The sequence below is a fragment of the Archangium sp. genome, from assembly GCF_057119385.1.
The window spans coordinates 1-25,109 of the sequence record NZ_DBNGVP010000103.1 but is presented as its reverse complement, the minus strand read 5'-3'; the positions used below and the strand labels follow the sequence as shown (position 1 = coordinate 25,109).

General features: G+C 67.8%; 21 protein-coding genes and 1 pseudogene. 10 read left to right on the top strand and 12 right to left on the bottom strand.

Features of this window, described 5'->3' with window-relative positions; all coding sequences use genetic code 11:
* Nucleotides 1-26: 26 nt before the first annotated feature.
* Nucleotides 27-2,552 carry a fused MFS/spermidine synthase gene (locus AC16DP_RS25165; protein ID WP_329729504.1) on the bottom strand — a complete coding sequence of 842 codons (2,526 nt, stop codon included), beginning with the start codon at nt 2,550-2,552 and terminating at the stop codon, nt 27-29.
* 430 nt (nt 2,553-2,982) lie between these two features.
* Between AC16DP_RS25165 and AC16DP_RS25160 the strand changes: the two genes are divergently transcribed.
* The 3 genes from AC16DP_RS25160 to AC16DP_RS25150 all read left to right on the top strand — a co-directional run bounded on the left by AC16DP_RS25160 (nt 2,983) and on the right by AC16DP_RS25150 (nt 10,699).
* Nucleotides 2,983-3,615 carry a hypothetical protein gene (locus AC16DP_RS25160; RefSeq protein ID WP_329729503.1) on the top strand — a complete coding sequence of 211 codons (633 nt, stop codon included), beginning with the start codon at nt 2,983-2,985 and terminating at the stop codon, nt 3,613-3,615.
* A 182-nt stretch (nt 3,616-3,797) separates the two neighbouring features.
* Entirely contained in the window at nt 3,798-5,354 is a 1,557-nt protein-coding gene (locus tag AC16DP_RS25155) for an amidohydrolase family protein (RefSeq protein WP_329729502.1), read from the top strand.
* A 65-nt stretch (nt 5,355-5,419) separates the two neighbouring features.
* Nucleotides 5,420-10,699 (top strand): trifunctional serine/threonine-protein kinase/ATP-binding protein/sensor histidine kinase, encoded by a 5,280-nt coding sequence (locus tag AC16DP_RS25150; RefSeq protein WP_329729501.1) that lies wholly within the window; start codon nt 5,420-5,422, stop codon nt 10,697-10,699.
* Between the two features lie 76 nt (nt 10,700-10,775).
* Here the strand turns inward: AC16DP_RS25150 and AC16DP_RS25145 are convergent, their stop codons facing one another.
* The 3 genes from AC16DP_RS25145 to AC16DP_RS25135 form a co-directional block, all read right to left on the bottom strand.
* A complete protein-coding gene (locus tag AC16DP_RS25145; protein WP_329729500.1) occupies nt 10,776-11,396 on the bottom strand; it encodes an NAD(P)-dependent oxidoreductase in 621 nt (206 codons plus the stop codon).
* An 87-nt stretch (nt 11,397-11,483) separates the two neighbouring features.
* Nucleotides 11,484-12,008, bottom strand: a complete 525-nt coding sequence (locus AC16DP_RS25140) for a MarR family winged helix-turn-helix transcriptional regulator (protein WP_329729499.1) — start codon at nt 12,006-12,008, stop codon at nt 11,484-11,486.
* Complete coding sequence (locus AC16DP_RS25135) at nt 11,965-12,501, bottom strand: ester cyclase (protein WP_329729498.1); 537 nt, start codon at nt 12,499-12,501, stop codon at nt 11,965-11,967. The genes AC16DP_RS25140 and AC16DP_RS25135 overlap by 44 nt, the downstream gene beginning before the upstream one ends.
* Before the next feature lie 192 nt (nt 12,502-12,693).
* Between AC16DP_RS25135 and AC16DP_RS25130 the strand changes: the two genes are divergently transcribed.
* The 3 genes from AC16DP_RS25130 (at nt 12,694) to AC16DP_RS25120 (ending at nt 14,864) form a co-directional block, all read left to right on the top strand.
* Nucleotides 12,694-13,512: a hypothetical protein gene (locus AC16DP_RS25130; protein ID WP_329729497.1), complete on the top strand. Its 819-nt coding sequence runs from the start codon at nt 12,694-12,696 to the stop codon at nt 13,510-13,512.
* A gap of 144 nt (nt 13,513-13,656) precedes the next feature.
* Nucleotides 13,657-14,244: an NADPH-dependent F420 reductase gene (locus tag AC16DP_RS25125; protein ID WP_329729496.1), complete on the top strand. Its 588-nt coding sequence runs from the start codon at nt 13,657-13,659 to the stop codon at nt 14,242-14,244.
* Nucleotides 14,245-14,261: 17 nt separating this feature from the next.
* Entirely contained in the window at nt 14,262-14,864 is a 603-nt protein-coding gene (locus AC16DP_RS25120; RefSeq protein WP_329729495.1) for a TetR/AcrR family transcriptional regulator, read from the top strand.
* Nucleotides 14,865-15,295: 431 nt separating this feature from the next.
* Here AC16DP_RS25120 and AC16DP_RS25115 read toward each other — a convergent pair.
* From AC16DP_RS25115 to AC16DP_RS25105, 3 genes and pseudogenes are all read right to left on the bottom strand, one after another.
* A pseudogene (locus AC16DP_RS25115) lies at nt 15,296-15,643 on the bottom strand (DUF2019 domain-containing protein); the annotation flags it as partial.
* On the bottom strand, nt 15,640-17,115 hold the full coding sequence (locus AC16DP_RS25110) for an ATP-binding protein (RefSeq protein WP_329729494.1): 1,476 nt from the start codon (nt 17,113-17,115) through the stop codon (nt 15,640-15,642). The pseudogene AC16DP_RS25115 and the gene AC16DP_RS25110, both read right to left, overlap by 4 nt.
* Before the next feature lie 127 nt (nt 17,116-17,242).
* Entirely contained in the window at nt 17,243-17,452 is a 210-nt protein-coding gene (locus AC16DP_RS25105) for a hypothetical protein (protein WP_329729493.1), read from the bottom strand.
* A 612-nt stretch (nt 17,453-18,064) separates the two neighbouring features.
* On the opposite strand from AC16DP_RS25105, the gene AC16DP_RS25100 reads away from it, so the two are divergent.
* The gene (locus AC16DP_RS25100) at nt 18,065-18,406 is read left to right on the top strand and encodes a VOC family protein (RefSeq protein ID WP_329729492.1); all 342 of its coding nucleotides are present in this window, start codon (nt 18,065-18,067) and stop codon (nt 18,404-18,406) included.
* 1 nt (nt 18,407) lies between these two features.
* Here AC16DP_RS25100 and AC16DP_RS25095 read toward each other — a convergent pair whose 3' ends face one another.
* Together AC16DP_RS25095 and AC16DP_RS25090 are read right to left on the bottom strand one after the other, a co-directional pair.
* A complete protein-coding gene (locus tag AC16DP_RS25095) occupies nt 18,408-20,021 on the bottom strand; it encodes an alpha/beta fold hydrolase (protein WP_329729491.1) in 1,614 nt (537 codons plus the stop codon).
* A gap of 719 nt (nt 20,022-20,740) precedes the next feature.
* Entirely contained in the window at nt 20,741-20,881 is a 141-nt protein-coding gene (locus AC16DP_RS25090) for a hypothetical protein (RefSeq protein ID WP_329729490.1), read from the bottom strand.
* A gap of 269 nt (nt 20,882-21,150) precedes the next feature.
* Between AC16DP_RS25090 and AC16DP_RS25085 the strand changes: the two genes are divergently transcribed.
* Both AC16DP_RS25085 and AC16DP_RS25080 read left to right on the top strand, forming a co-directional pair.
* The gene (locus tag AC16DP_RS25085; RefSeq protein WP_329729489.1) at nt 21,151-21,741 is read left to right on the top strand and encodes a hypothetical protein; all 591 of its coding nucleotides are present in this window, start codon (nt 21,151-21,153) and stop codon (nt 21,739-21,741) included.
* Between the two features lie 6 nt (nt 21,742-21,747).
* The gene (locus tag AC16DP_RS25080) at nt 21,748-21,945 is read left to right on the top strand and encodes an ATP-binding protein (protein ID WP_329729488.1); all 198 of its coding nucleotides are present in this window, start codon (nt 21,748-21,750) and stop codon (nt 21,943-21,945) included.
* A gap of 252 nt (nt 21,946-22,197) precedes the next feature.
* Here AC16DP_RS25080 and AC16DP_RS25075 read toward each other — a convergent pair whose 3' ends face one another.
* The 3 genes from AC16DP_RS25075 to AC16DP_RS25065 form a co-directional block, all read right to left on the bottom strand.
* Nucleotides 22,198-22,551, bottom strand: a complete 354-nt coding sequence (locus AC16DP_RS25075) for a hypothetical protein (protein WP_329729545.1) — start codon at nt 22,549-22,551, stop codon at nt 22,198-22,200.
* Complete coding sequence (gene sitA5, locus AC16DP_RS25070) at nt 22,551-24,002, bottom strand: SitA5 family polymorphic toxin (RefSeq protein ID WP_483956871.1); 1,452 nt, start codon at nt 24,000-24,002, stop codon at nt 22,551-22,553. The genes AC16DP_RS25075 and sitA5 overlap by 1 nt, the downstream gene beginning before the upstream one ends.
* 155 nt (nt 24,003-24,157) lie before the next feature.
* Complete coding sequence (locus tag AC16DP_RS25065; RefSeq protein WP_329729486.1) at nt 24,158-24,454, bottom strand: DUF2381 family protein; 297 nt, start codon at nt 24,452-24,454, stop codon at nt 24,158-24,160.
* A gap of 291 nt (nt 24,455-24,745) precedes the next feature.
* Here AC16DP_RS25065 and AC16DP_RS25060 point away from each other — a divergent pair.
* On the top strand, nt 24,746-25,109 hold a 364-nt coding region (locus AC16DP_RS25060), incomplete at its 3' end, for an immunity 26/phosphotriesterase HocA family protein (RefSeq protein ID WP_483956870.1).

Sequence of the window (25,109 nt, the reverse complement as noted above, 5' to 3'; positions counted from 1 at the left end):
CCCCGGTCACCCGGCGGACCTCGAGCTCAAGGAGCCGGAGCGCCCCTGAGCTGCCCGGTCTTGGCGAGCAGGCGTTCGAGGTCGGCGCGAAGAGGCTCGGCCTGGCTCGCCCCCGCGGCGACCGCCTCGGCGAGCGTCGAGATCGCCTCCTTGAGGTTCCGTTGGCCGGCCAGGCGGGCGCCGCGGACATGCTCCGCCTCTCCGGGCCGATCCACGCCCCGGACGGGTATCTCCGATTGCCCCACCGAGCGGATCGCTTGCAACAGCTCTCGCTGCTGGGACGGGGGAAAGACATTGCCGCGAGGCGTGGAGTACTCGAGGTAGAGGTTGTCGTCCGTCGAGACGAACCCCGAGGGCCGCCCCGAGTCCGTGGCCATGTACCGCTGGATGTACGCCTCGACGCCCTGCTCGTTGAGCAGGGTCTCGCCGGCGAGCATCAGGAAGTCACCGGCCGGGACATTGTTCGCGGCGAAGGTCCCTCGCAGCTTGTCCGAGAGCTCGCGAACGTGCGTGTAATCCATCACGAGTGGCTCGCGCGAGGCGATGATCTGTCCTTGCCGCCCGCCATAGAAGAGCGCGACGTGCGGCAGCTCCTGACGGACGGTGTGGAGGATGATCGCCAGGTCCCGGGGCGTGAGGTGGTGCAGCTGCACCCACTGCTGCAACACCCCCTTGGGCCGCAGATGGTTCTTCACCAACGCATAGAACTCGCGGTTGTAGAGATCCGCTTCTCCGGCGATCCAGATGCTGGTGACCTCGATGGTGATCAGGTCATACACATGCGGGCTCAGCATCAGCATGTTCCGTCCGTCGGCGTAATGGACCTGCACGCGCGGCGAATCGAGAGCGCCCTTGTTCACCTCCCGGAAGTGCTCACGTGAGGCGCGCAGGATATCCGGAGACAGCTCGGCGGCATCGATGTGCTCGAAGGGCGATGCGGCCAGCACGGCGACCGAGGTGCCGGTGCCCACGCCAATGAGCAGGGCCCGCTCGAAGCTGTCCTGGAACAACAACGGAATCTGCGAGAAGCGGACCTGCGCCACGAGCTCGCCGCCGTTGTTTCCCTGGAACTTGCCGTTGCTGAGGAGCACCTTGCGCGGGGGCGCGTCGCTGTATTGCACCACCGTCGTCATGCCGGATTGAACACTCTCGGCGGAGTACAGCAGCTTCCCCCCCTGGAAGTACTGCGAGAGGAAGTAGACGTTTTCTCCGGACGTGAGCCGCAACATGTCCCAGCCGGGAAGCGCGAACCCAGCCACCATCACCCCCACCGCCGCGGCGGCGAGTCTCGGACGGCCACGAAAGCAGAACAACGCGATGACACAACCCGCGGAGACCAGGACGAGCAGCGTGCCCCTGCTGCCAAGGAGCGGCAGCATGCCGAACCCGGTCACCAACGAGCCGAGAACGGCGCCCGAGGTGTTGAGCGCCGTCATCCCACCCACCGCATGCCCGAGCTCTCGATTGGCGGCGGCGACGCGCAAGAGCAGGGGAAAGAAGACGCCCAACAACAGCGCCGGAGGGAGCAGGACGGCGGCGGCGGCCACGAACCGCACCAATTCGCGGCCCTCGAAGGTCGTCACGTGGGGGCCCACCGCCGAGAAGACCCCTGGAATCTCGTCCCACAGCGGCAGCGTCACCAGGACGGCCACCGACACCGAGAGCTGCACGTAACCGATGTGGCGCCACTCGACGGATGGCAGCTTCAACCGGGAGATGATCGCCGACCCCAGCATCAGCCCGAGCAGGAACAGGGACAGCATCATGCCGAAGGCGTAGGCGCTGCTTCCGATGACCAGGCCGTTGAGCTGCGTCCAGACGACCTCATACGCGAACACCGAGAACCCCGACCACGCCGCCGCCGCCAGGAGCACCCGGTTCGCGAGAGGCGGTGCCGAGGCGTCCTGCGCTGGAAGCGGCGCGCCGGGTTCGTCGCGCAGGACCAGGGCGATGGCTCCCGCGATGGCACTGAAGGCGGCGCCGAGCCACAGCGTCTTCGACAGGCCGAGGTTCGGCAGCAGGAGATACGTCGCCGACAGCGAGCCGAGGAACGCGCCCAGGAGGTTGAGGGTGTAGAGCGTCGTCGTCGCCCGGGCCACCTCGGCCGCGCCGACGAGCTTCGAGACCGCGCGTGCCATCGCGGGAAGCGTGCCACCCATCAGGAGCGTGGGGGGCAATGCGAACAGCAACGCCAGCAGCAGGCGGAGCACGATCAGCCGGGTCGCTTGAGGGTCCACGCCGCTGGCCAGCCGCACGAACACGCCGGAGACCGCCGCCGTCAGCGTGGGCGTGAGCAGCGCGTACACGGCGATGCCCAGCTCGAGCGCACCATACAGGCGCAGCGGACGGGCCACCCGGTCCGCGAGCGCACCGAACAACCGCGCCCCCAGGGCGATGCCACCCATGTACGCGGCGAGCACCGTGGCGGACGCGAACGCGGTCACGCCGAAGACACGGGAGAACTCGCGCTGGAGCGCGACCTCGTAGATGAGTCCGGCGATGCCCGAAAAGGTGTAGAGCGTGAGCAACTGCAAGCGCGAGGTCGCCTTCATTGGGCCGCGACTGTAGCGTGCGTCATGAGGCGAACCAACCTTCAGCGATCCATGTGTCCCGCGAGGCCGGCGGCCAGTGCGTCGAAGACGACTCGGCATTCTCTTGAGCATGCTCCGGATCGCCGGTGTCCCCCGGTCGAAGCCGATCACGCTGTGTGTGGCGAGGTCCTCGAGGCGCTTCGGTGTGCCCCGTCGCGCGAGGTAGCGCCGATGGGCGTGCATCCCGAGCGTGAGGGTGCCGAGGCGCTTCACGACCAGGGCCTCCTGGCTCCGGACCACGCTGGTGGGCCTCGGCTGCCTGACGGCCAGTCCCGCGCCCCTGGCCGTCATGGCCTGAGGTTCCCTCTCCCTCGGAAGAGGAAACCCGCGCCCCGGGGTCACTTCGAGTAACGTGGGGAGCTCCCAACTCGAGGAGACGATTCACATGCGCATGACCCGCAACATTGGCCTGATGACCCTCGCTCTGGCGCTCGGCACCGCGAACGCGGCCCAGGCCCAGGGCAAGGCCGAAGCCCCCGCCCACGCCCAGGGCAAGGCCGAAGCCCCCGCCCACGGCCAGGGCAAGGCCGAGGAGAAGAAGGCCGAGGCCCCGGCGGGCGACAAGGCCCAGGGCGAGGAGATGAAGGCCGCGGCGATGTCGAAGAAGGAGGCGAAGAAGGCCGCCCAGCAGGCGAAGAGCGCCGCCCAGGCCGCCGAGCGCGCCGCGAAGAAGGCCGAGGCCGACGCGGCGAAGGCGGCGAAGTTGGCCGAGTCCGCGAAGAAGAAGGCCGACGACGCCGAGGCCAAGGCCGCCGAGTCCGAGGCCAGCGCCGCGAAGCTGTCCACCGACGCCAGCACCGAGACCGACGCGGCCAAGAAGAAGAAGGCCGAGTCCGCCGCCAAGGCCGCCCTGAAGAAGGCCGAGGCCGCGAGAAAGGCCGCCGACAAGGCCAAGGCCGACCATGACAAGCAGCAGGCGGCGCTCGCCAAGGCCGAGGAAGCCAAGGCCGCTGGGATGAAGAAGGCCGAGGAGGCCAAGGCCCTCGCCGAGCAGGCCGCCGCCGACGAGGCCAAGGCGCAGTAACGCCCTGCCCGCTCCGCCCGGCACGAGCGAAGAGCCGCACCCGCTCGTGCCGAGGCGGAAGGGAACTCCCCGCGAAGTCGTGGCCCCCGCGCCGATGATGAGTCTCGACGCCGTGCCTCGTCACACGCTATTCTCAGAATCCACGGAAGTCAGCTCTGGTGGGTCCAGAGGGAGAATGTGACATGTGCCGGATGCTCTGTGGAAACGACGCGAACCATGACGGTCAGCCCGAGCAGGAGGGCTCCTCCCGTCGCGAGTTTCTCACCCGGGGGGCTTCCGCCCTCGGGGCCGCGGTGGCCGCTTCGGCTCCCCTCCCGGCCCTGGCGGCGCCCACGCAGGGTGACCTGTCACAGGACAGCGAGGCCAGGCTCCAGGACCTGCCCAGGGAGACCGGGGCCCCGCACCGGCGTTACCTGATCAAGGGTGGCGCGGTCCTCAGCATGGATCCCCAGGTGGGCAACTTCGCCCGGGGTGACGTGCTCATCGAGGGCAAGCGGATCGTCGCGGTGGGAGCCAACCTGCACGCTCCCGGTGCGGCCGTCATCAACGCCGCGGGCATGATCGTCATGCCCGGGTTCGTCGACACGCACCACCACCAGTACCAGACCGCGCTGCGGAGCTTCCTGCCGGACGGCCTGCTGTTCAACGATGGGCTGCCGCACGGCGAGAAGAACTACCTCGACTACATCTACTACAAGATCACCCCGGTCTTCAGGCCGGAGGACGCCTACCTCGCCGAGCTCGTCGCTTCGCTCAGCCAGCTGGACGCGGGGGTGACCACGGTCGTGGACACGTCGCAGGTGGGCCATACCCCGGCGCACACCGATGCCGTCATCCGGGGGCTCCAGGACGCGGGCCGCCGCGCGGTCTTCGTGTACTCACCCGGCGCGGGCCCCGGCAACATCTTCCCGAACGATCTCCAGCGGCTCCGCAACCAGTACTTCTCCTCGACCGATCAGCTCCTGACCCTGGCGATGGGCGGAGAGGTGTTCGACCCCGCCTTCCGGACCTACTGGGCCATCGGGCGCCAGAATGGCCTGCCCATCGTGACGCACCTCGTCGGCAGCATCGGCCAGGCCACGCTCGTGGAGCAGCTGGAGAGCGAGGGCCTGCTCGGGCCGGATCTCGTGTTCATCCACGCCAGCCGCATCTCCGAGGGCTCCTGGCAGGCGATCGCCCGGTCGGGTGCGAGCGTCTCCATCGCCGTCCCCATCGAGATGGCCATGCGGCACGGCATGCCGCCGCTCCAGTCCGCGCTCGATCATGGCGTGCAGCCCGCGCTCAGCACGGACGTCGAGTGCACGATGACCGCGGACTTCTTCACGCAGATGCGGACCGCCTTCACGCTCCAGCGGGCGCTCATCAACGAGCGCGCGCTGAACGGCGAGACGAACCTGCCCGAGCTCCTCACCTGCCGCGATGTCATCCGCTTCGCCACGGTCGAGGGAGCCCGGGTGGCCCGGCTCTCCCACAAGATCGGCTCGCTGACGCCGGGCAAGGAGGCGGACATCCTCCTGCTGCGCGCGGATGCCCTCAACGTGGCCCCGCTCAACAACGTGCCGGGGGCCGTCGTCACGTTGATGGACCGCGGCAACGTGGACACGGTCATCGTCGGGGGAAGGATCCGCAAGTGGCGAGGCGCCCTGCTCGATGTCAACCAGGCCCGCCTCCGCACCGCCCTCGAGGCGTCCAGGGACTACCTCCTCCAGGCGGCGGGCGTCCAGCGAGAGCTTTTCTGAGCGGGAGAAGGGAAGCCCGCGGGGGGGGACTTGCATGAGCACGACCCTGGCGGTGGACTCCCCCCATGTTGAAGCTTCCAGGCTACACGCTCCGCCGTCCGGTCCGCGCCACTGACGCCAACATGCTGTTCCAGGCGGTGCGCGAGGCGGATGGCGCACCGGTCATCATCAAGACACCGGCGGGCCCCTTCGTGGGCCCACGCGAGGACGAGCGGTATCGCCGGGAGCACAGCATCCTGCGGCGGCTCCAGGGCGTGCGCGGCGTCACCCGGCCCCATGCTTGCGAGCGGGTCAACGACCGCCCCGTCCTGATCCTCGAGGAGGTTCACGGGGTGGCCCTCTCCGAGGCCGTGGGCAGACCCTTCGAGCTCGGCCGATTCCTCGAGCTGGCCGTCTCCCTGACCTCGACGCTGGCGGAGATCCACCTCCGGGGCGTCATCCACAAGGACCTCAAGCCCTCCAACATCATCGTCACGCCCACGGGAGAGCCGCGCATCATCGACTTTGGCGCCGCCACCCTCCAGCGGACCGAGCACGTGGACGCGGCGCCGAGCCACCAGCTCGAGGGAACGCTGGCCTACATGTCCCCGGAGCAGACCGGGCGCATGAACCGCGCGGTGGACTACCGCACCGACTTCTACTCGCTGGGCGTGACGTTCTACGAGCTGCTCACGGGAGTCCGGCCCTTCCAGGGGCGTGACGCGCTCGAGTGGTTCCATGCGCACATGGCCCAGCTGCCGAGGCCGCCACACGAGCTCGTCGCCAGCGTCCCGCCCGTGCTGTCCGCGATCGTGATGAGGTGCCTGGCCAAGGTGGCCGAGGAGCGCTACCAGAGCGCCGAGGGGCTGAGGCACGATCTCGCGGAGTGCGTGGAGGGCCTGCGCCGGGGCGCCCTCGAGCTCTTCGTGCTGGGCAAGCGGGACATCCCCAGCCGCTTCCAGCTCCCGCAGCGGCTCTACGGGCGCGACGCCCACGTCGCCACCCTGCTCCAGGGCTTCGAGCGAATCGTGCGCGGAGGCAGGCCCGAGCTCATCCTGGTCCGCGGCTACTCCGGCATCGGCAAGTCGTCGGTGGTCCACGAGCTGCACAAGCCCGTGGTTCAGCGGCGAGGGTTCTTCCTGAGCGGCAAGTTCGATCAGCTCCAGCGGGATGTGCCCTACGCCACCCTCGCCCAGGCCATCCGCGGGCTGGTGCAGCACCTGCTGGTGGGCACCGACGAGGAGGTGGCCCGGTGGCGTGAGCGCCTGCACGAGGCCCTCCAGGGCAACGGCCAGGTCCTCGTGGAGCTGGTTCCGCAGCTCGCGCTCCTCCTGGGCCCGCAGCCCGCGGTGCCGGAGCTCCCGCCCGCCGAATCGCAGCACCGCTTCAAGCAGGTCTTCCTCCGGTTCCTCGGCGTCTTCGCCACCGCCGAGCACCCGCTCGTCATGTTCCTGGACGATCTGCAATGGGCGGACCTGGCCAGCCTCCGGCTCCTCCAATCCCTGCTCACCGAGGAGGACGCGCCCCCGGTGCTGTGGATCGGCGCCTACCGGGACAACGAGGTCAGCCCCTCCCACCCGTTGATGATGACGCTCGGGGAGGTGCGCAAGGCGAACGTCGCGGTGACGGACCTCCAGCTCGAGCCGCTCAGCCGGGAGCAGCTCCAGGAGCTCGTGGGCGATGCGCTCCCGGGCGCGGGGGCGGAGCTCATCGTGCCCCTCTCGTCGCAGGTGCACGAGAAGACGGGCGGCAACCCGTTCTTCCTCCTCCAGTTGATGCAGACATTGCACCACGATGGACTCCTCAGCCGCACGCCCGGAGGGGGATGGCGGTGGGATGCCGAGGGCGTCCGGTCCAGGGGGTACTCCGACAACATCGTCGACTTCATGGCTCGCAACCTGCACCAGCTTCCCGCGAGCACCCAGCACCTGCTGCCCCTGGCGGCGTGCGTGGGCAACAGCTTCCCGCTCGGGATGCTGGCCCTCGTCTCCGGCCTGGAGACGGGCGAGGTGGAGCGGGGCCTCGAGCCGGCGCTCCAGGAGGGCCTGGTGGTGCGCAGCGCCTCGGAGCAGTACCGGTTCCTGCATGACCGCATCCAGCAGGCGGCGCACGCCCTCATCCCCGAAGGCGAGCGCAAGGCGCACCACCTGCGCATCGGGCGCCTGCTGCTGGAGCACCTGTCTCCCGAGGAGGTGCGCGAGAAGCTCTTCGAGATCGTGAGCCAGCTCAACACCGGCGTGGAGCTGATCAGCGACCCCGAGGAGCGCCACCGCCTCGCGCGCCTGAACGCCGAGGCGGGCTGGAAGGCCCAGGCCTCGAGCGCGCACGACTCGGCCGCCGCCTATCTCTCACTGGCCTTCACGCTCATCCCGGGCGATCCCTGGGAGACGGACCCCGCGCTGGCCTTCAAGGTGCAGTTCGATCAGGCGGGCAGCGAGCTCGTGAGCGGCAACTTCGCCCAGACGCTCCGCCTCCTGGAGGGGCTGCGCGCCCGGGCGCGGAGGCGGGTGGACATCGCCGCCGTCTACGGCCTGAGGCATGAGTTGCACCTCATCGCCGGAGAGCTCCAGGCCTCCGTCACCTGCCTGCTGGAGTGCCTGGCCCTGCTGGGCATGCCGATGGACCCCCATCCCTCCTGGGAGGAGGCCCTGGCCGCCCGGGAGGAGGTCCAGGCGCTGCTGGGAGCCCGTTCCATCGAGAGCCTCGTCGAGCTGCCGCTGATGACGGACGCGGACATGAAGCCGGTGATGAGCGTCCTGGCCCGCCTCTTCCCGTCCGCCTACCTCACCGACAACAACCTGCTCGTCCTCCATGTCTGCCGGCTGGTCTCCCTGAGCCTCCGCTACGGCAACACCAACGAGTCGGTGATCGCGTACAGCTCGCTCGGCGTGCTGCTCGGCCAGTTCTTCAAGAGCTATCAGGAGGGCCATGCCTATGGAATGCTCGCCTGCGCGCTCGTCGACCGGCACCACCTGACCCATGAGCGGACCCGGGCGCTCTTCAACCTGGAGATGATCAGCTACTGGTGCCGGCCCCTGGCCGTCGCACACGAGCACGCCCTGAGCGCCTTCCAGCACGCACTCCAGACCAACAACTACCTGTACGCCTGTTACATCGTGGGCCATGTCGTCTGGAACCGGCAGGCCATGGGACACCCCCTGGACGACGTCTACCAGGACGCGATCGTCCGGATGGACTTCATGCGCAAGACGGGCTTCGTGGGGGTGGTGGACACCACCCTCATCGTCCTGCGCTACCTGCAGACACTGCGGGGCCACTCGCCCACGTTCGGCACGCTGGATGGGGAGGGCTTCGACGAGAAGGCCCTCGAGGCCTCGCTGTCGCCGGCCCACATGAGCAGCATGGTGTGCCAGTACTGGCTCTCCAAGATGCAGGCGCGCTTCATGTGCGGCGCCTACGCGGAGGCCCGGGAGGCGGGGGACAAGGCGGCGGCGTTCATCTGGTCCTTCATCAGCATCATCCCGCGCCTGGACTTCTACCTCTTCCGCGCCCTGAGCCTGATCGCATGCTGCGAGGGAGCGGCGGAGCAGGAGCGGCAGCGGTACCTCGAGGCCGCCGAGGTGCACTGGCAACAGCTCGAGGAGTGGGCCGTCAACTGCCCCGAGACGTTCCGCGCGCTCGAGCGGCTGGTCTTCGCGGAGCTGGCCCGTGTCCGGGGCCGCCTGGAGCAGGCGCTCCCCACGTACGAAGAGGCCCTTCGCGAGGCCCGCGAGAACGGCTTCATCCAGCACGTGGCCCTCGTGTGCGAGCTGGCGGCGAACTTCTACCGCAAGCGGCAGGCCCCCTTCATCGCGGAGGCCTACGCGCACCAGGCCCGGGAGGCGTACGCGCAGTGGGGGGCTCACGGCAAGGTCAGGCAGCTGGACGCCCTGTGGCCGTCCCTGGTGGGCCTGGCGGCCCCCTCGAGCACCGCCACCACCACCTCCTCCTCGTCGGAGTCCCGGGAGATCGACGCGCTCGCCGTGGTCAAGGCGCAGCAGGCCGTCTCCAGCGAGATCGTCCTCGAGCGGCTGGTGTCCACGCTCATGCGGGTCGCCACCGAGAACGCGGGGGCCCAGCGGGGCGCCCTGCTGCTCCCGCGCGGTGACAGGCTCGAGGTCGTGGCCGACACGGAGAGCGCCGGGGCATCAGAGGCCACGCTGCCCTGGACGATCATCTCCTACGTCCGGCGCACGCACGAGCATGTGCTCATCGGCGACGCGGCGGCGCCCCACCCCTTCTCGGGAGAACCCTACCTGCAGCACAGCGGAGCCAGGTCCGTGCTCTGCCTGCCGCTGATGCGCCAGGAGTCCCTGTCGGGAGTGATGTACCTGGAGAACCGGTTCGCCTCCGGGGCGTTCACACCGGAGCGCATCACGCTGCTGGGGCAGCTCGCCTCGCAGGCCGCCATCTCCATCGAGAACGCACGGCTGTACGCCGAGCTCCAGCGCACCGAGGCCGCGCTGCGCTGCGCCAACGACGGGCTGGAGCGGCGGGTGGAGGAGCGCACGCGCGAGCTCAAGCAGGCGCAGGCCCAGTTGGTGGACACGGCGCGCGCTGCGGGCATGGCCGAGGTCGCCTCGGATGTGCTGCACAACGTGGGCAACGTCCTCACCAGCGCCGTCATCAACCTGGAGCAGATGCGCTCCTCGGTCGCGGCCTCGCGCTACGACCGGGCGGCTCAGCTCTCCGCCCTGCTCGAGGAGCACCAGGAGGATCTGGTGGGGTTCCTGACGCGTGACCCGCGTGGCCGCATCCTGCCGGACTACCTCCTGGCCCTCACCGAGGAGCTCGGCCAGGAGCGGACCCAGCTCCAGAAGAGCCTGAATGAGATGGGCCTGCACCTCGAGCACATCCACGCCATCATCCGGGTGCAGCAGGACTACGCCAAGACGTCCCTCATCCTCGGGGAGTGGGACCTCGCCCAGTTGATCGAAGACAGCCTGCGCTTCCAGATGGTCACGCTGCAGCGCCACGGCGTGTCCGTGACGCGCGAGCTCACCTCCGTCCCCAGGATGCAGGTGGACAAGCACAAGGTGCTGCAGATCCTCATCAACCTGCTCAACAACGCCAAGGACGCCATGGCCGAGCTCCCCGAGGGGCAACGTCACCTGTGCGTGCGGCTCACGGCGCAGGAGAACATGGCCCGGATCCAGGTGGTGGACAACGGCAAGGGCTTCACGCCGGAGCTGCGCAAGCAGCTCTTCGCGCTCGGCTTCACCACCCGCAAGGAGGGGCATGGCTTTGGCCTGCACTCGAGCGCGCTGGCGGCGCAGGCCATGGGGGGACGCCTGCTGCTGGAGAGCGAGGGTCCCGGCAAGGGCGCCACGGCCACGCTCGAGCTCCCCGTCTCGCCGTCCCGCTGACCGGGGTGCTGACGCTCGGCCGCATGCCGGGCCACCAGCCGCTCGTCGTCGAGCTGCCCCGGAGTGGCCAGGCGCGTCAATAGCCGATGGCCACGCCACAGCGCAGCCAGGTGCGCTCGGCGGCTTCCGCGACCATGAAGCGCGCCAGGTCGGCACGGGTAATCTCACTGCCACCGGGCACGCCCGCGTCGCGAGCGAGGCGGTACCCCCCCCGGGCCGGTCCATCGAGCAGCCTCGGCGGGCGGACGAGCGTCCAGTCGAGCCCGCTGGCCTTCACGTGCTCCTCGAGCCGCAGGTGGTCCGCATGCACGTGGCGGAGCAGATGACGGCCGATGAAGCGGAAGAACAGGGGCTCCGTGCCCGTGGGGGTGACCATGCCCGAGGTGATGGCCAGCAGGCGGCTCACGCCCTCGGCCCTCATCGCGGCGATGATGCTCGCCGTCCCCTCGGACATCACCGTGGTGGGTGACAGATCCCTCCCCGTCCCCAGCGCGGAGAGCACCGCGTCGGCGCCTGAAATGGCACGGCCCACCTGGGCGGGCTCCCGGAGCTCGCCGGACACCACCTCGATTCCCGGCAGGCCGGCCAGCGCCTCCGGGCGGCGGGCGAAGGCCCGCACCGTGTGACCTGACGCCAGGGCGGCGGCGAGCAGCTCCCGCCCCGTGGCTCCCGTGGCTCCGAAAACAGTGATGCGCATGTGTCTCCTCCGGCCCGGCCATGGGCGTGGCGGGCCTGCTTGAAATGCCTGGGGTGAAACGGGCCGCCCGGACTCGCGGCGGTGCCGTCAGCGGCGTCCGGGCGTCCGGCCAGGCCGGCGCGGGGGGACGCGGGTGGTGAGCGTCTCGACGCGCGCGGCGAACACCTCGAGCACCTGCGCGAAGGCGGCGAGCCGCTCATCCTCGAGCTCCCCCGTCAGCTCGCGCATCAGCGGCTCGAGCACCGCACGGCAGCGGGCCGCGGCCCCGGCGCCCTCCTCGGTGAGCACGACGCGGACCTCGCGGCGATCCTCCTTGGACGGACGGCGGGTGACGAAGCCCGCGCGCTCGAGCCGATCCACCAGCCGCGAGGTCCCCGCTTGATCCAACCGCAGGCTGGAGACCAGATCGGAGATCCTCCGCGGGCCGTCGGCCTCGAGCGCCGCGAGCACCTTCCACTGCGCCGCGGTGACCCCGAGGGGTGCGAGCACGCGATCCCCCAGCACCATCAGCCCGGCGCTCGCCTCGTGCAGCCGCCGGCCGAGCGTCCGCAGGGCCTGGCCTCGTACCTCAGTCCTCGACTCCGAGCTGCTTCTTGAGCGCGGGCGGTCCATGTCCCTCGGGAATCTCACCGAAGATGCGGCGGATCCGATCCTTCTCCACGTAATAGGTGAAGTACTCGGCGGGCAGATCGATCGTCCGGCCCGTGGGCCCCATCTTGGGCACCTCGTCGATAGGGTAGTCGAGAGGCCCGGTGTGCGTCCCGGTGAGGTACACCGCGATGGTGACGGCGTTGCCCTCCTCGCGGACCACCTGCTCGTTGAACTGGAAGTCGGGGAAGGCCGTCTTGCGCGCCTTGTGCATGTCCAGGCCATTCGGGCGGCCAATGGAGACCCAGAAGGGCATGCCCTTCATCTGCATCTCGAAGTCGTCGGCGAGGTGGGCCTCGGCCGTGACCCAGTCCCCCTGCTCCGCCGCGCGCAGGTGCGCTCGCACCAGCTCGGCCGGTGCGAGGGTGTTGCCCGCCCCCTCGGTGAGGGGCGCGGGCGGGGAGGCGCACGCGAACAACGCGGGGGCCAGCAGGGAGAGCAGGATGGGCAGGCGCATATCCATGTCATGACATGGAGTTGACCGGGAGACAAGGGGGGCATCCGACGGGCGGGGGAAGATCCGGCGCAACTTCCTCCCGCCACGTCCGACAATTCCCCTGCGAATCAGGATTCTTCGCGTCCGGGGAGACATCCCCCAACCAGAATGGAGGGCAGCATGCTCAGGCGTCTTGGTCAGGTGGGAGCTAGCATGGCGTTCGGTGTCGCGACGGAGGCGATGAACCGCCGGGTCAACGAGCGGGAGGGAGCCAAGGGGCAGGCCCCAGGCCCGATGAAGCAGGGCGCCGGTCTGCCCTCGGGCGCGGACGGTGGCTCCTCCTTCGAGCGCGGGGACACGAAGCTCTCGCGCCTGGCCGGCAACATCCGGCCCGACGCGCACGCCAACCCCTTGCAGGACGGGATGCAGGGCTTCCTCGAGAGCCGCCAGAAGGCGGTGTCCTCGGTGGCCAACGTGGGCTCCGCCGTGGTGAGCGGCAAGGTGGACCTGAAGGATTTCAAGGAGTCGATGACGCAGATGACGGACCAGGTGACGTTCAGCGCCAAGGCCGTCAAGGTGGCCGGCCAGGGCCAGCTCGATACCCGGGACGGGGTCCGCATCGCGGGCGCCGGAGCGAAGCATGCGGGCGAGAAGGCCCTGGCGGCGCTCGCCGAGGGCGATCCCCTGGCCGCGGCCAAGGGCCTGGCCGTGGCGACCAAATCCGGCGCCGAGGGCGCCTTCGCCACCGCTACCGTCTCCGACGCCGGCATGGGCACGCTCACGGAGGCCATCGACGCGCGCACCCGGCATGAGACGAAGAAGGTGCTCACCAGCGCGGCGCTCTCGACGGGCGCTGGCGTGCTCGCGGGGATGGTCAACCCCGGGCTCGGCCTGGCGGTCCGCACCGTGGGAGGGCTGGCCTTGGGTCATCAGATTGGCGAGGCCGCGGACAAGATTCACGGCGGCTCGCAGAAGGGCGAGGTGGGCGCGATGCGGGCCGAGTTCCGCAAGCTCGTCGAGGAGAAGGCCTGACGAGGCTCGAAGGCGCGGGCCAGGTGGCGGCAGCTCGAGAGCCTCACCACCCCGCAGCGGTACAGCTGGCTTGACTCCACTAGACGACCGGTCTACTAGTGAGCCCATCGGTGTTGGATGAAATCCACCGAGCGGGAGAGACACGTGAAGATCGGCATCCTCGGCAGTGGCAACGTCGCCAAGAAGACCGCAGCGCTGTTCATCCGGGCCGGGCACGGCGTGCTGTTGGGGGAACGCGGCACGTTCTCCCAGGCCGCCGAGTACGGGGAGGCCGTGCTGATCGCGCTCCCGTACCTGGCGTGCAAGGAGGTGCTGCCGGCGCTGCGCCCGGCGCTCGCCGGGAAGATCGTCATCGATGCGACCAATCCCCTCAACCCGGACTGGTCCCCGGTGCTGCTGGGTGAGGAGAACTCGGCGGGAGAAGAGATCGCCCGTCTGCTCCCGGAGTCCCGGGTGGTGAAGGCCTTCAACACCGTCTTCGCCGATTCCATGTTCCCCGAGAAACTCAACCGGGGAGGCCTGCCGGCCGCTGGGTTCCTCTGCGGAAATTCCGCCGATGCCAACACCACCGTTGCCCGGCTACTCCAGGAGCTCGGCTTCGCTCCCATCGACGCCGGACCGCTGCGGTGTGCGCGGTACCTCGAGGCGATGGCCCATTTGAACATCCAGCTCGCCGTGGGCATGAGCGGAGGAACCGATGCCGTGTTCCTCTATCATCAGAACAAGGCCTGAAGACCCGGGAGTCGACGATGAGCGGAACAGGGACCCGGCAAAAACTCCTGCACGAGGGGCTGCGGCTGCTGCTGCGTGAGGGATACTCCGCCACCGGAATCAAGCGCATCGTCGACGCCGCCGATGTCCCCAAGGGCTCCTTCTACCACTTCTTTCCTGACGGAAAGGAGGACTTCGCCCTGGGCGTGGTCGAGCTGTACGCCGAGCTCGCCGCGCAAACCCGCCGGGAGCTGCTGCTGGAAGGAGCGGGTCCGCCGCTGCAGCGGCTCCGGCGGTATTTTCTCCACTACGCCGCGTATTTCGAGGGAGTGGGTTTCCGGGAAGGATGCCTGCTCGGCAACCTCAGCGCCGAGGTGTCGGATGTGAGCGACAACCTGCGCGCGAAAATCCAGTCCGCCTTCGCGGCGTGGGAAGTGGACCTCGAGCAGGTGGTTCGCGAGGCGATGGACAAAGGCGAGGTACGGCCATTGGATTCCCCCAGGCGCATCGCCCGGCATCTCATCCACGGCTGGGAAGGCGCCCTGCTGAGGATGAAGGCGGAAAAGAACGCCACGGCGATGGATGACTTCATCGCCATGACGTTCGACGCCTGGCTCACGGGGCTCGAGGCGCAGGACTGATGGCGTGCCGTAGCGGTGGACGAGCCGGGGTGTAGGCAGTGGGGACCGGACGAGGAGCTGCTCGTGGCGTCACCACTGGAGGCCCCTGGCGCCGCGCGAGCGCGTCGACAGCCACCGGTACCAGGTCGTCTGCCCCCGGTGGGCATACCAGCGCAGCCGCCGCGTGTCTCATCCGCCAGCGCCCTGGTGGCCTCCACCGGGCCCGAGCTACGCCTGCCGTGCCCTGGTGACCATCAACACCCTGGGGGCGCCTCCACCGGCCCGAGCTTCGCCTGCCCGGTTCTAGCGCGCTCTTCTCAAGATCAACCGTCGGGCTTGTCCCGCTTGCTCCCCCTCCGTCTGTCGGTAGTGCCGCGCCCCGTGCGTGGTCGGCTGCGCTGGCTGGGCCGTGCTGGGCCAGGCGCTTCTGGCTGCCCCGCAGCATCCTCGGCAGGGTCCAGGGCCCACGTGCCGCTTTCCCAATTCTTCAATACTAACGAAGCCTCAAAGGGAATCATCCCCACACCCTTCGCCGCCTCTTCCAGTATCGCTCGGGCCTCTGCTGTCCGGTATCGGAGCAAATACGCAGCCGCCGACACTCGAACATCCATGCGGGGGTGCGTAAACAGCACAGTGAGCGCATTGCGCCCGGCATCACCATGTGCGACCAATCTGTCGAATGCGGCAATGTATCTCTTGGCGTGCTTGTTGCCGGTCTTCGAGTCACCTTTCCAGATTGAATCCGTCTGTGCAGCCACGTTCTCGGCAAACTCCGCAACGAGCTTCTCAATATCAGTCACCGGATACCTCCGGCAATGTTCTTGATGGCCAACAAGCCGAACTCGCGCTGTGCCTCATAGGACTGGGTACCAAGCCACTCCCGCACTGTCAGCGCTTTTGAGTTCGTGATCCTTGGCTTGATTGCGGAGTAAAAAGCGCTCACCTTGTCGTGCAGCGCCTTATCCAACGCAATAACGTTTTCAGTGTTGTGCAGGGCTTCTCCGCCAAACCGCTTCGCGTTGCCCGGAGTCTGCTCCACGATGTGATGCCATTCCTTTCCGGGGCCTGCCTTTCCCATTGCCGACTTAAAACCACCGTACGATCCCCACGCCCTGTGTCCATTGGGGAGGAGCTTACCCCGAGTCGGGGCAGGACTCCCAGCGGCAACGCCCCGGGCAGCCATGGCCACGGCATGAGGCGCCAACACCACGCGAATCGTCCCCTCTGGCACAGAGACAATCAGGCGCTCGGCTCCGGTTGCCGTCTCCAGCAGGCCCAAGCCGGTGCTAGCCCCGACCCTCTCCGACGCTTGCGCGAATCCGGGGAGCTTCGGGGCCTTGGAAGCAAGGGCTACCGTTTCACCGATGGCCGCCGTCCCAACGATGACGAGAATCCGCACACTGTTAGGACCGATGACGCGCCCGAAACGCTCGCCAATTTCGCGCAACTCCGCAAAGGTAGAGGCCCGGGGTGCGTCCTCGTAAAGCTGCGCATAGGCCCGCAACAGGTCGAAGAATTCATAACCGAGATAACCCCACAGGGCGGCACTAAACACCAGGGCCGCGCCCTTTGTTACCGGCTCGGGCACTGGCGCCAACAGCAGCGCCATATAAACCGTGATGCTCATGCTAATCATCGCGAGCATTCGCGTAGGGTCGAGCATGGCCCGCACTTCCGCGTTTACGCCTTCCAGGGCAGGACCCACCGCCTGGGCGAGTGCAAGGCTTCGCTTGTCGTCATCCTGAATGCGGGGCCCGTCTTCAAACAGCGTCAGGCAATCCCCTGGCGTGCCGCACCGCTCGTAGTGGCGCAGGCGGCGGTCCAGTGCGCGGCTGGTGTCCTGGGCACCCAGGTCGAGCAGCAACTGGGAGGCGGTGACGAAGAGAGCGGAGTGCCCCTTGAGGACGGCCTGGTGGGCGATGTTCTGCGCGATCATCGTCTTGCCCAGTCCCTGCGGCGCGACGATGACGACGTTGCGCGCGCCCTCCAGGAAATCCAGGCGCAAGGCGGACTCGACGGCCTCGCGGTCAATCTTCCTGGGCCATCCCCAGTCGTAGTCCGCCATGGGCTTGAAGCGGCCAAGACGGCTGCGAGACAGGCGCCGCTCGAGACTTCTGCGGCCCCGCTCCTTCTGCTCCTCGTCGGCCAGGTGCTCCAGCAGCTCGGTAGCACCCCACCTGGCCTTCGTGGCGCGGGCGATGAGGTCCGAGAGGCCCTGGGAGGTGGCGTGCATCCCGAGGGAGGCCAGGCGGTCAGCGAGTGGAGTGGTCATCGGAGGAGTCCTTGTCGAGGAGGCTGGCGTTGGAGGCGAGGGAGTGGGGGCGGGTGCGTGAGGCGGCGATGCGCGGGTCATCCGGAGTACAGTCGGCGCACCTCCGCCTCCACCTGCGTGTCCACCGTCACGGCAACCCTCCCACCGGCGGCGCCTCGCGCAGCGCGTGCATGTCCTCGAAGTCACCCAGGCCGTGCACCTCGGCGGCCATGCGCTTGTCCCGTGGCGCGACGAGCTGCACGTCGTAGAAGAGGCCTCGCATGCCCACGCCACGTGCGTCGGTCAATCCCAGCCAGTACGAAACGGCCGTGGCGTTGGCACACAGCACAACGCGCAACGGCGTCCATCCACAGCGCCAGTCCTTCCAGCAGCGTCGTCACCGCCCGGCCGTGGCGCAGGTGCGTCAACGGGGGCAGTACCGCCCTCAGCTTCTCCTCCGGGCCGTGCGTCAGCAACAGGCGCGTCTGCGTGGCCGAGGGCCACAGCAGCAGCGAGGGGCAATCCATGCTCAATCTCCACGCCGGCTCGCTCGAGCGCACCGCCCATCGGTGCGCTCGGCTCGCCCGGCGCCGCGCACTCCACAGCAGATGGAGGTGACTGCGAAGGTGGATCCGTCACGCCGCACCTGGTGCGTCGGCTCAGACGCCGCCTGTAGGCGCGTTGCCGGTCGCGGTGGTCCAACCGCCCCTCCTCGCTGCGCTGATGTCGGGCCCTGGCCGCACGTACCACCCGCTGGCGGCCGGCCTCGCGGCACTCCGGGCCGCAGTAGGCCTGGCCCAGATAGCAGGAGGGGCAAATGAAGAAGACCCTGAGACACCAGGAGCAACGCTCCTCGAGAAGAAGCTCCACGTCCGCACACTCCGAGCGGACGGGCAGGAACTTGACGGAGCTGCGCAGCGGCGGCAGGCACTCATGCCGCCAGCCGACCGCAACACTCCGGAGGGCTCGGGTGGCACAGACCCGGGCCCTCTCTTTGCTTGGCCTGAAGGTGCTCGGCTCGTTCACCGGACATGCCGGCTACGACGGCGTGATGCTCGGCCTGCCCGACGCAGGCGTTCATCTGGAGCTCACGCACCATGAGCAGGGCAGCCCCGGAGAGGCACCGTCACGTGACAACCTGCTCGTCCTCTACATCCCCGAGCGCGCGGCTCTCGCACGAATCGTCGCGCGCCTGTTCTCGATGGGGTACCCGGAGGTGGAGCCCGCAAACCCCTACTGGAAGGGGCGTAGCACGACGATCGCCGATCCCGACGGCTGGCGCGTCGTGCTCTTCGATGGCGTCTGGGCGTGACTCAGGGCACGACGCCATGCTGGCGGTACCAGTCCCGCACCCGTGCCAGCATGGTGGGGTCCAGCGCCATCTGCTCATGGGTGTAGCCCGGGTAGACGTGGAACACGTGAGGCGTTCCGCTGGCGGTGAGGATCGAGTCCAGCGTCTGGTCCTGGGAGATGTGGACCACGGTATCGGCGTCACCGTGGTGGAGCTGGTACGGCGTGCGGATCTGCTCGGCCACCGGGCGTTTGGTCGCATTGACACCGTCGCTCACGCCTCCGGCGGTATGCGAGGCCGCGCGGAAGTCCGCCGGATGGGTCCCCAACAGCTGGCCGGTGACGAAGGCCCCCATGCTGTGGCCATGCGCCGTCACCCGGGAGAAGTCGGCCTGGCCTACGCAGGAGAGCAGGTCGCGCGTCTTGTGAGCGCGCAGCACGTTCTCGGGCGAGGCTCCATCGGCCCCGGCCGGCTCCGTGCCCGCCGCGTCAGCGGCGTGGGTATACGTGGTGCCGATGGCAACCATTCCCCACGGAGTCATGGTCTTGGCCACGTTGGCCGAGTAGCCGCGCGCCGTGCCGCCCTTGCCGTGGCTGATGACCACCGCCGGGAATGGCCCCGTACCGATGGGCTTGAACAGGATTCCCCTGAGCACGTAGCGCACGCCCTGGTCCGTGGAATCATAGGTCCAGGTCGCGCCGGTGGTGGACGTCGGGTTGCCCGTGAGCACGAACTTCGAGCAGTCCGCCTGGGGCGTGGAGGGCGCGGTGGAAGGGGGGAGCACGGCGTCCAGGAAGGCGGCGGAGGTGTCCTGCACCGGAGTGCTGAGCCACGGCGTCCCCCCATGGCCCGCCCCCACGACCCTGCGCTGGAGCACGCAGCCCTCCGCTTGCTGCATGGAGGAGGATAGCAGGGTGCTCTGCGCGGCCGGGACGACGCAGTCCGCGGAGCCGTGCAGGATGAGCATGGGAGGAGCGCTGGCGCTCACGTAGGTGATCGGGTTCGCACGCTGCACCGCGCTCGCGCAACCGGCGGTGCCGACGGTGCAGCCCAGCAGCTGGCTCTCGGCCGAGTCCGGCTGGCTGTGGCTCGCCGAGCCGGCGCTGCATCCCTGCGCCAGCAACTGCGCGTCCATCCGGGCGAAGTCGGTGGGGCCGTACCAGTCGATCACGGCCTGCACGGCGCTGGAGAACCCGGCATTGCCCTGGGAGAGATCTTCCAGCTCGGCGACCCCGTTGCTGGTGGCCGCGAGCGCGGCCAGGTGGCCGCCCGCGGAGCTGCCGAAGGTGGCGAAGCGCTGCGGATCCAGCCCATGGCTGGCGGCGTTGGCGCGAAGGAAGCGGATGGCCGCCTTGACGTCATGGATCTGCGCCGGGAAGGGGGCCGTGGTGCTCAGCCGGTAGTCGATGGAGGCCACCGCGTAGCCGCGGCACACCAGCCGCCGGGCCTGCTCCACGTTCAGCCGGGAGCCGCTGCGCCAGCCGCCACCGTGGATCCAGATGACGGTGGGAAAGGGGCCGCTGCCCGTGCTCGGGCGGTAGAGATCGAGCAGGTGGCTGCTGCCGCTGGCATACGCCAGCGTGGTGGGGGCGGCGGTGGCATCGGCGCAACTGGGGGCGGTGCTCGTATCCGGCACGAGATCTCCGCTGGGCAGTCCTGCCGCAGGGCAGGCCGCCATGAGCTCCGCCGCGCCTGGCGACAGCTCGGAGGGGCGCGCGCTTGCCGCGCTTCTGCTCCCGCTCCCGTCGCCACAGGCCGCGAGCATGAGGAGCGCAACCCCTGCACCCAAAACCGAACGACTCGAGCTGACGTGTCTCACGGTGCTGCCTCCGTGGATATTCATTAAAAGCTGCTTAAGCGGCAATGCGAGTATTGATCATCGGGGTCAGGTTGGCAATCCTCCTTCAGTCTCTGGGCGCCTGATGCGTGGGGCTCGGGTACGGGGTTGTCGCCCTGGGCCCACGGGCAGGCAGGGAGAGCATGGTCAGAACGACCAGGACTCATCCCGCGAGCACCTGCCTCTTCATCATTGTTACCGCGCACGCTTGTTGATGGAGATTTGGACCGGCTGGTTGATAGCCACATCCGCCGGGTTGTGGCCCGCGCCTGCAAGACCCTGCGGATCAAGCCGGTGCATTTCGGGGAGTACCGGCACAGCTTCGTTACCTGGGCATCGGAGTGCGGGCAGGAGGTAAGGCCCAATGCGGGAGGGCTGCCGCTGTCTGCGATTGCCGCTGTCGTCGGGCACCACTCCGCAAACACAACCAAGCGTTTTTTATGACAACGTGAAGGTGCCCCCGATGATCAAGATTCCGATCAAGCTGGAGCATCCCGAGGATCCGGCATACCTGCCGGTCAGGCTTGCCGAATCAGCTTGAGGATCGCGTCCTTCTCCGCCCGCCCGGTTGACTGCTGGGCGGGTTGCCGCTTGCGCTTGGGGGCAGGCTCGCGGGCGAAGCACTCTTGAAGTGCTTCGATGCTGTCCAGGGTGCTCATGGCGACCTTGCCCACCTTGGGAGCACGGCGCAGCGCCCCCGAGCGCAATAGCTCGAAAATCCGAGAGCGCCCGCAGCCGAGAAGGGCCTTGCGCGGCATCAATCGAGATGGCGCGGGCCGCTTGAACCGGGGCTGCGTTGGCGATCCGGTTCTGCATGTCTCCGACCATCGCGCGCAGCTTGCACAACTCGGCGTAAATCTCCCGCAGCAGGTGGGGCTCGGCTCCGCTGTCCGGTGCAGGGGTTGGGGTTGGCTGGGGTTCGTCCTGAATGGCCGCCGAATCAGACGGCGCGGACAGGAAGACCCTCCTACGTCTGCTGATTGAGAGAGTGGACGTCACCGCGCACGACGACAGCGAGAGGGTGGACGTCGTGGTGCATTGGGCCGGTGGCCAGCAGACACGCACCCAGATGGCACGTCCCGTGGGACGGCTGAACCAGCTCGCCCGCCACAAGGAACTCCTCGAGCGCATCCGCATCCTGCGCAGGCAGGGCCTCACCGTCGAGCAGATTGCCGAAGCGCTCAACCAGGAGGGCTGGAAGACGCCCACCCAGCGCAGCCCCTTCAACGAGCGCCTGGTGCGCGCCATGGTGCACCGCCACGGCGCGCCTGTACGAGGCCCGCGTCCCGTGCCCAGCACCGCTCCAGATGCATGGTGGCTGGCCGATCTGGCGCGCGAGTTGAACATGCCCGTCATTACTCTCTACGGATGGATACGTCGTGGCTGGCTGAAGAGTGAGAGCGTGAAGGGCCAACGTGTCGCTTACGCGGATCGCAAGGAACTCGCGCGCCTGAAGAAGCTGCGCGAGCGGCAGCTGCGCTTCCGGCCCGCGACCCGGACGAAGGAAAGCCGAGCGTGACTGGAGGTGCATTGTGGATGGTCGAAGACCACGAATCTGGCGTTTTCGGACTGGCCGACCATTTTTCCCAACGCCGCGTGCGCCACCGCGCTGATTGACCGCGTCATCCACCACGCGGACGTCCTCGCTATCGAAGGCGAGAGCTACCGCCGCCGCGAGGCCGAGGAGGCCGCGACGACCAGGAAGGCGAAGTCCAAGCGCTGAGCCTCACCTCGGACCGGGATGCCGGAGCCCCGGCACTCCTCCGGCGTCCCGGTCCAAATTTCCGCGCTTCCTCGTGAACGCCAACAGGCCGCCACCGGCCCGAGGTGTCCACCGTGGCTGCCGGGCTACCCTGGTGGCCTCCCCCGGCCCGAGCTTCGGCTGCCCGGCCCTGGTGGCCTCCAACCGGCCCGAGGTGCCCACCGTGGCTGCCTTCGGGTTTGGAAGGAGACACCGGGCAAGCGACTCTAATTTCTAATCAACGTCCAAGCTCCAAGTGCCCTCATCCCAATACTTCAACGCCTGGGATGCCTCAAAAGGAATCAAACCTTCACCCTTAGCGGCTTCCCTAAGAACGGGCAAGGCTTGTTCCGGCCTATCGCCAAGCAAGAAGCCTGCCGCGTAGACTCGCACATCCATGCGTGAGTGCGTCAACAGCCGTGCAAGTGCATCCCGTCCAGCCTCGCCATGGTCGCGTAGCTTCTTATAGGCGGCTATGTATCGCTTCGCTTCCTTGTCTCCTCCCTTGCCACGGTCGCCACGCATGATCGCATCTGTCTGTGCAGCCACGTTTCGGGCAAACTCCTCCACTATACTCTCCAAGTCCATCACCAAACCCCGTTCTTGATGTTCTCTATCGCAAGCAAACCAAACTCCCTCTGCGCCTCGTAGGATTGAGTGCCAAGCCAATCTCTTACAGCAAGCCTTGTTGATTTGGTGATGAAAAATCGAATTCTTGAGTAAAAAGCACTCACCTTGTCGTGCAGCGCCTTATCCATCGCAATGACGTTTTCAGTGTTGTGCAGCGCTTCTCCACCAAACCGCTTCGCGTTGCCCGGAGTCTGCTCTACGATATGATGCCATTCCTTTCCGGGGCCCGCCTTCCCCATAGCTGACTTGAAGCCACCAAACGACCCCCACGCCCTGTGTCCGTTCGGCAGGAGCTTACCCCGACTCGGCGCAGGACTCCCAGCACCAACGCCCCGGGCGGCCATCGCCACGGCATGAGGCGCCACCACCATGCGGATCGTCCCCTCGGGCACAGAGATAATAAGGCGCTCGGCTCCGGTTGCCGTCTCCAGCAGACCCAAGCCGGTGCTAGCCCCGACCCTCTCCGACGCTTGCGCGAATCCGGGCAGCTTCGGGGCCTTGGAAGCAAGGGCCACCGTTTCACCGATGGCCGCCGTCCCAACGATGACGAGAATCCGCACACTGTTAGGACCGATGACACGCCCGAAACGCTCGCCAATTTCGCGCAACTCCGCAAAGGTAGAGGCCCGGGGCGCATCCTCGTAAAGCTGCGCATAGGCCCGCAACAGGTCGAAGAATTCATAACCAAGATAGCCCCATAGGGCGGCGCTAAACACCAGGGCCGCGCCCTTGGTTATCGGCTCGGGCACTGGCGCCAGCAGCAGCGCCATATAAACCGTGATGCTAATGCTCAGCATTGCGAGCATTCGCGTAGGGTCAAGCATGGCCCGCACTTCCGCGTTTACGCCTTCCAAGGCAGGGCCCACCGCCAAGGCTAGCGCAAGGCTTCGCTTGTCGTCATCCTGAATGCGGGGCCCATCTTCAAACAGCGTCAGGCAATCCCCTGGAGTGCCACACCGCTCGCAAAAATGCACATAAGACCGGGCCAGGTCTGATTGCCACGCTTCGCCACTCAAGGGCGCGGAAGCCAACGCCAGCCTACGGCCGACATACAATGGCTGACGGGACGCGGCCACCCGAAGCGGCATGTTGAGCCAAAGCGTTGTCATGGCCGCCGAAAACTCGGCGTCACTTACCTGCACAGGCGCGAAGTCCGTGGGCAGCTTGGCAAAGAGTGCCTCTCCCTGCTGGCCCCCATCCTCGGCTTCCTCGGCTTCTGACTCCAGCGCCCACGGCTCGGGCGAATCGCGCGGCACGGGTGGACGGTAACGGGAAGCCGTCAACCCTCCACCCATGGGGGCCCCCGTGGCGCACGCTGTAACCAGCATCAGCGCCGCCAGCGCCAGCGCACCCGCGCGCTGGGGCCGCCGTATGTCAACGGGGCGAGTATCGACAGAATGCCTAGACATTGCCGCACCTCTCCGGGCGAGCCGCCCGAGCTGGAATCCCAAACCCGTCGATTACAGAAAGCGGCTGACAGCCAGGTCAAGCCGTCGGGTCTGGTAAGGTGCTGAAAACCCATCGGGTAGGTTGGTTTTCCCTCCCGCCGGATGGGGTGGCGGCACTACTCGCGCGCCGCGCCTTGCTTCCCAGCTTGCTCCCCAGCCGGGAAGGTGACGTTCCCGAGGGTGACGGTGCGGGGCCCTTGCGCCTCCCACAGTTTGAGGGTGCAGGGGCAGGCGAGTTGCCCCGGCTCCCGCTCGGCGCCCACCACGACAAAGCCCATTGCGCCGGGGGCAATGGCCGACACCTGCCACGCGGAAAGCTCCACCTCCTCCGCGCCCGTCGCGTCCTTCAACACCGCCCCCGCCACCGTCCAGGGTTCGGCGCCAGGGTTTAGGAGTTGAAGCCTTACCGCCATGCCTCCCGGGAGGGTTACGCCTTGGCGCTGGCTGTAGCTTCGGGGTACGCGTTCACGGGTCAGGCTACTCGATGGCCCACCTATTGGGGTAGGGCAGCCGAGCAAGAGCAACATCATGGACCAGCGATTGGCTGATTCACGATTTTGCTCTGGCGTCGGCGCCATGCATTGCTTTGCAAGTGTCCGAAATCAGGGGCTTTCCTCTCCTTGGCCAGACCCGTGAACGCGTACTTTCACGAAGCCGCCACGGAGTTGTGGGGCCTCCTTCACCCATACACGGGGTATTAGCAGATGCCGCGCCTCTACAAGCCCGGGTCGTTCTTGAGAATTCCTCTCGCAGACGGCTCCTTTGGCTACGGCCGGGTGCTGAAGATGCCGCATGATGCCTATTACGATTACAGGACCGACACTCCGGATTCTGACCTGGACCGGATTGCCTCCATGCCCATCCTTTTCAAGATGGCTGTCCGCCACATGAACGAGAGGGGGTGGGAAGTCATCGGGTGGAGGAAGCTGGAAGAGCCGTTTTCTCAACCCATCGTTCAGTTCATGCAGGACCGGGGGAACTTCCGCGACTGCTTGATCTTCGACACCGCCGGCAATGAGAGACGTGCGGAACCGCAAGAGTGCATCGGGCTCGAGCGCGCCTCTGTTT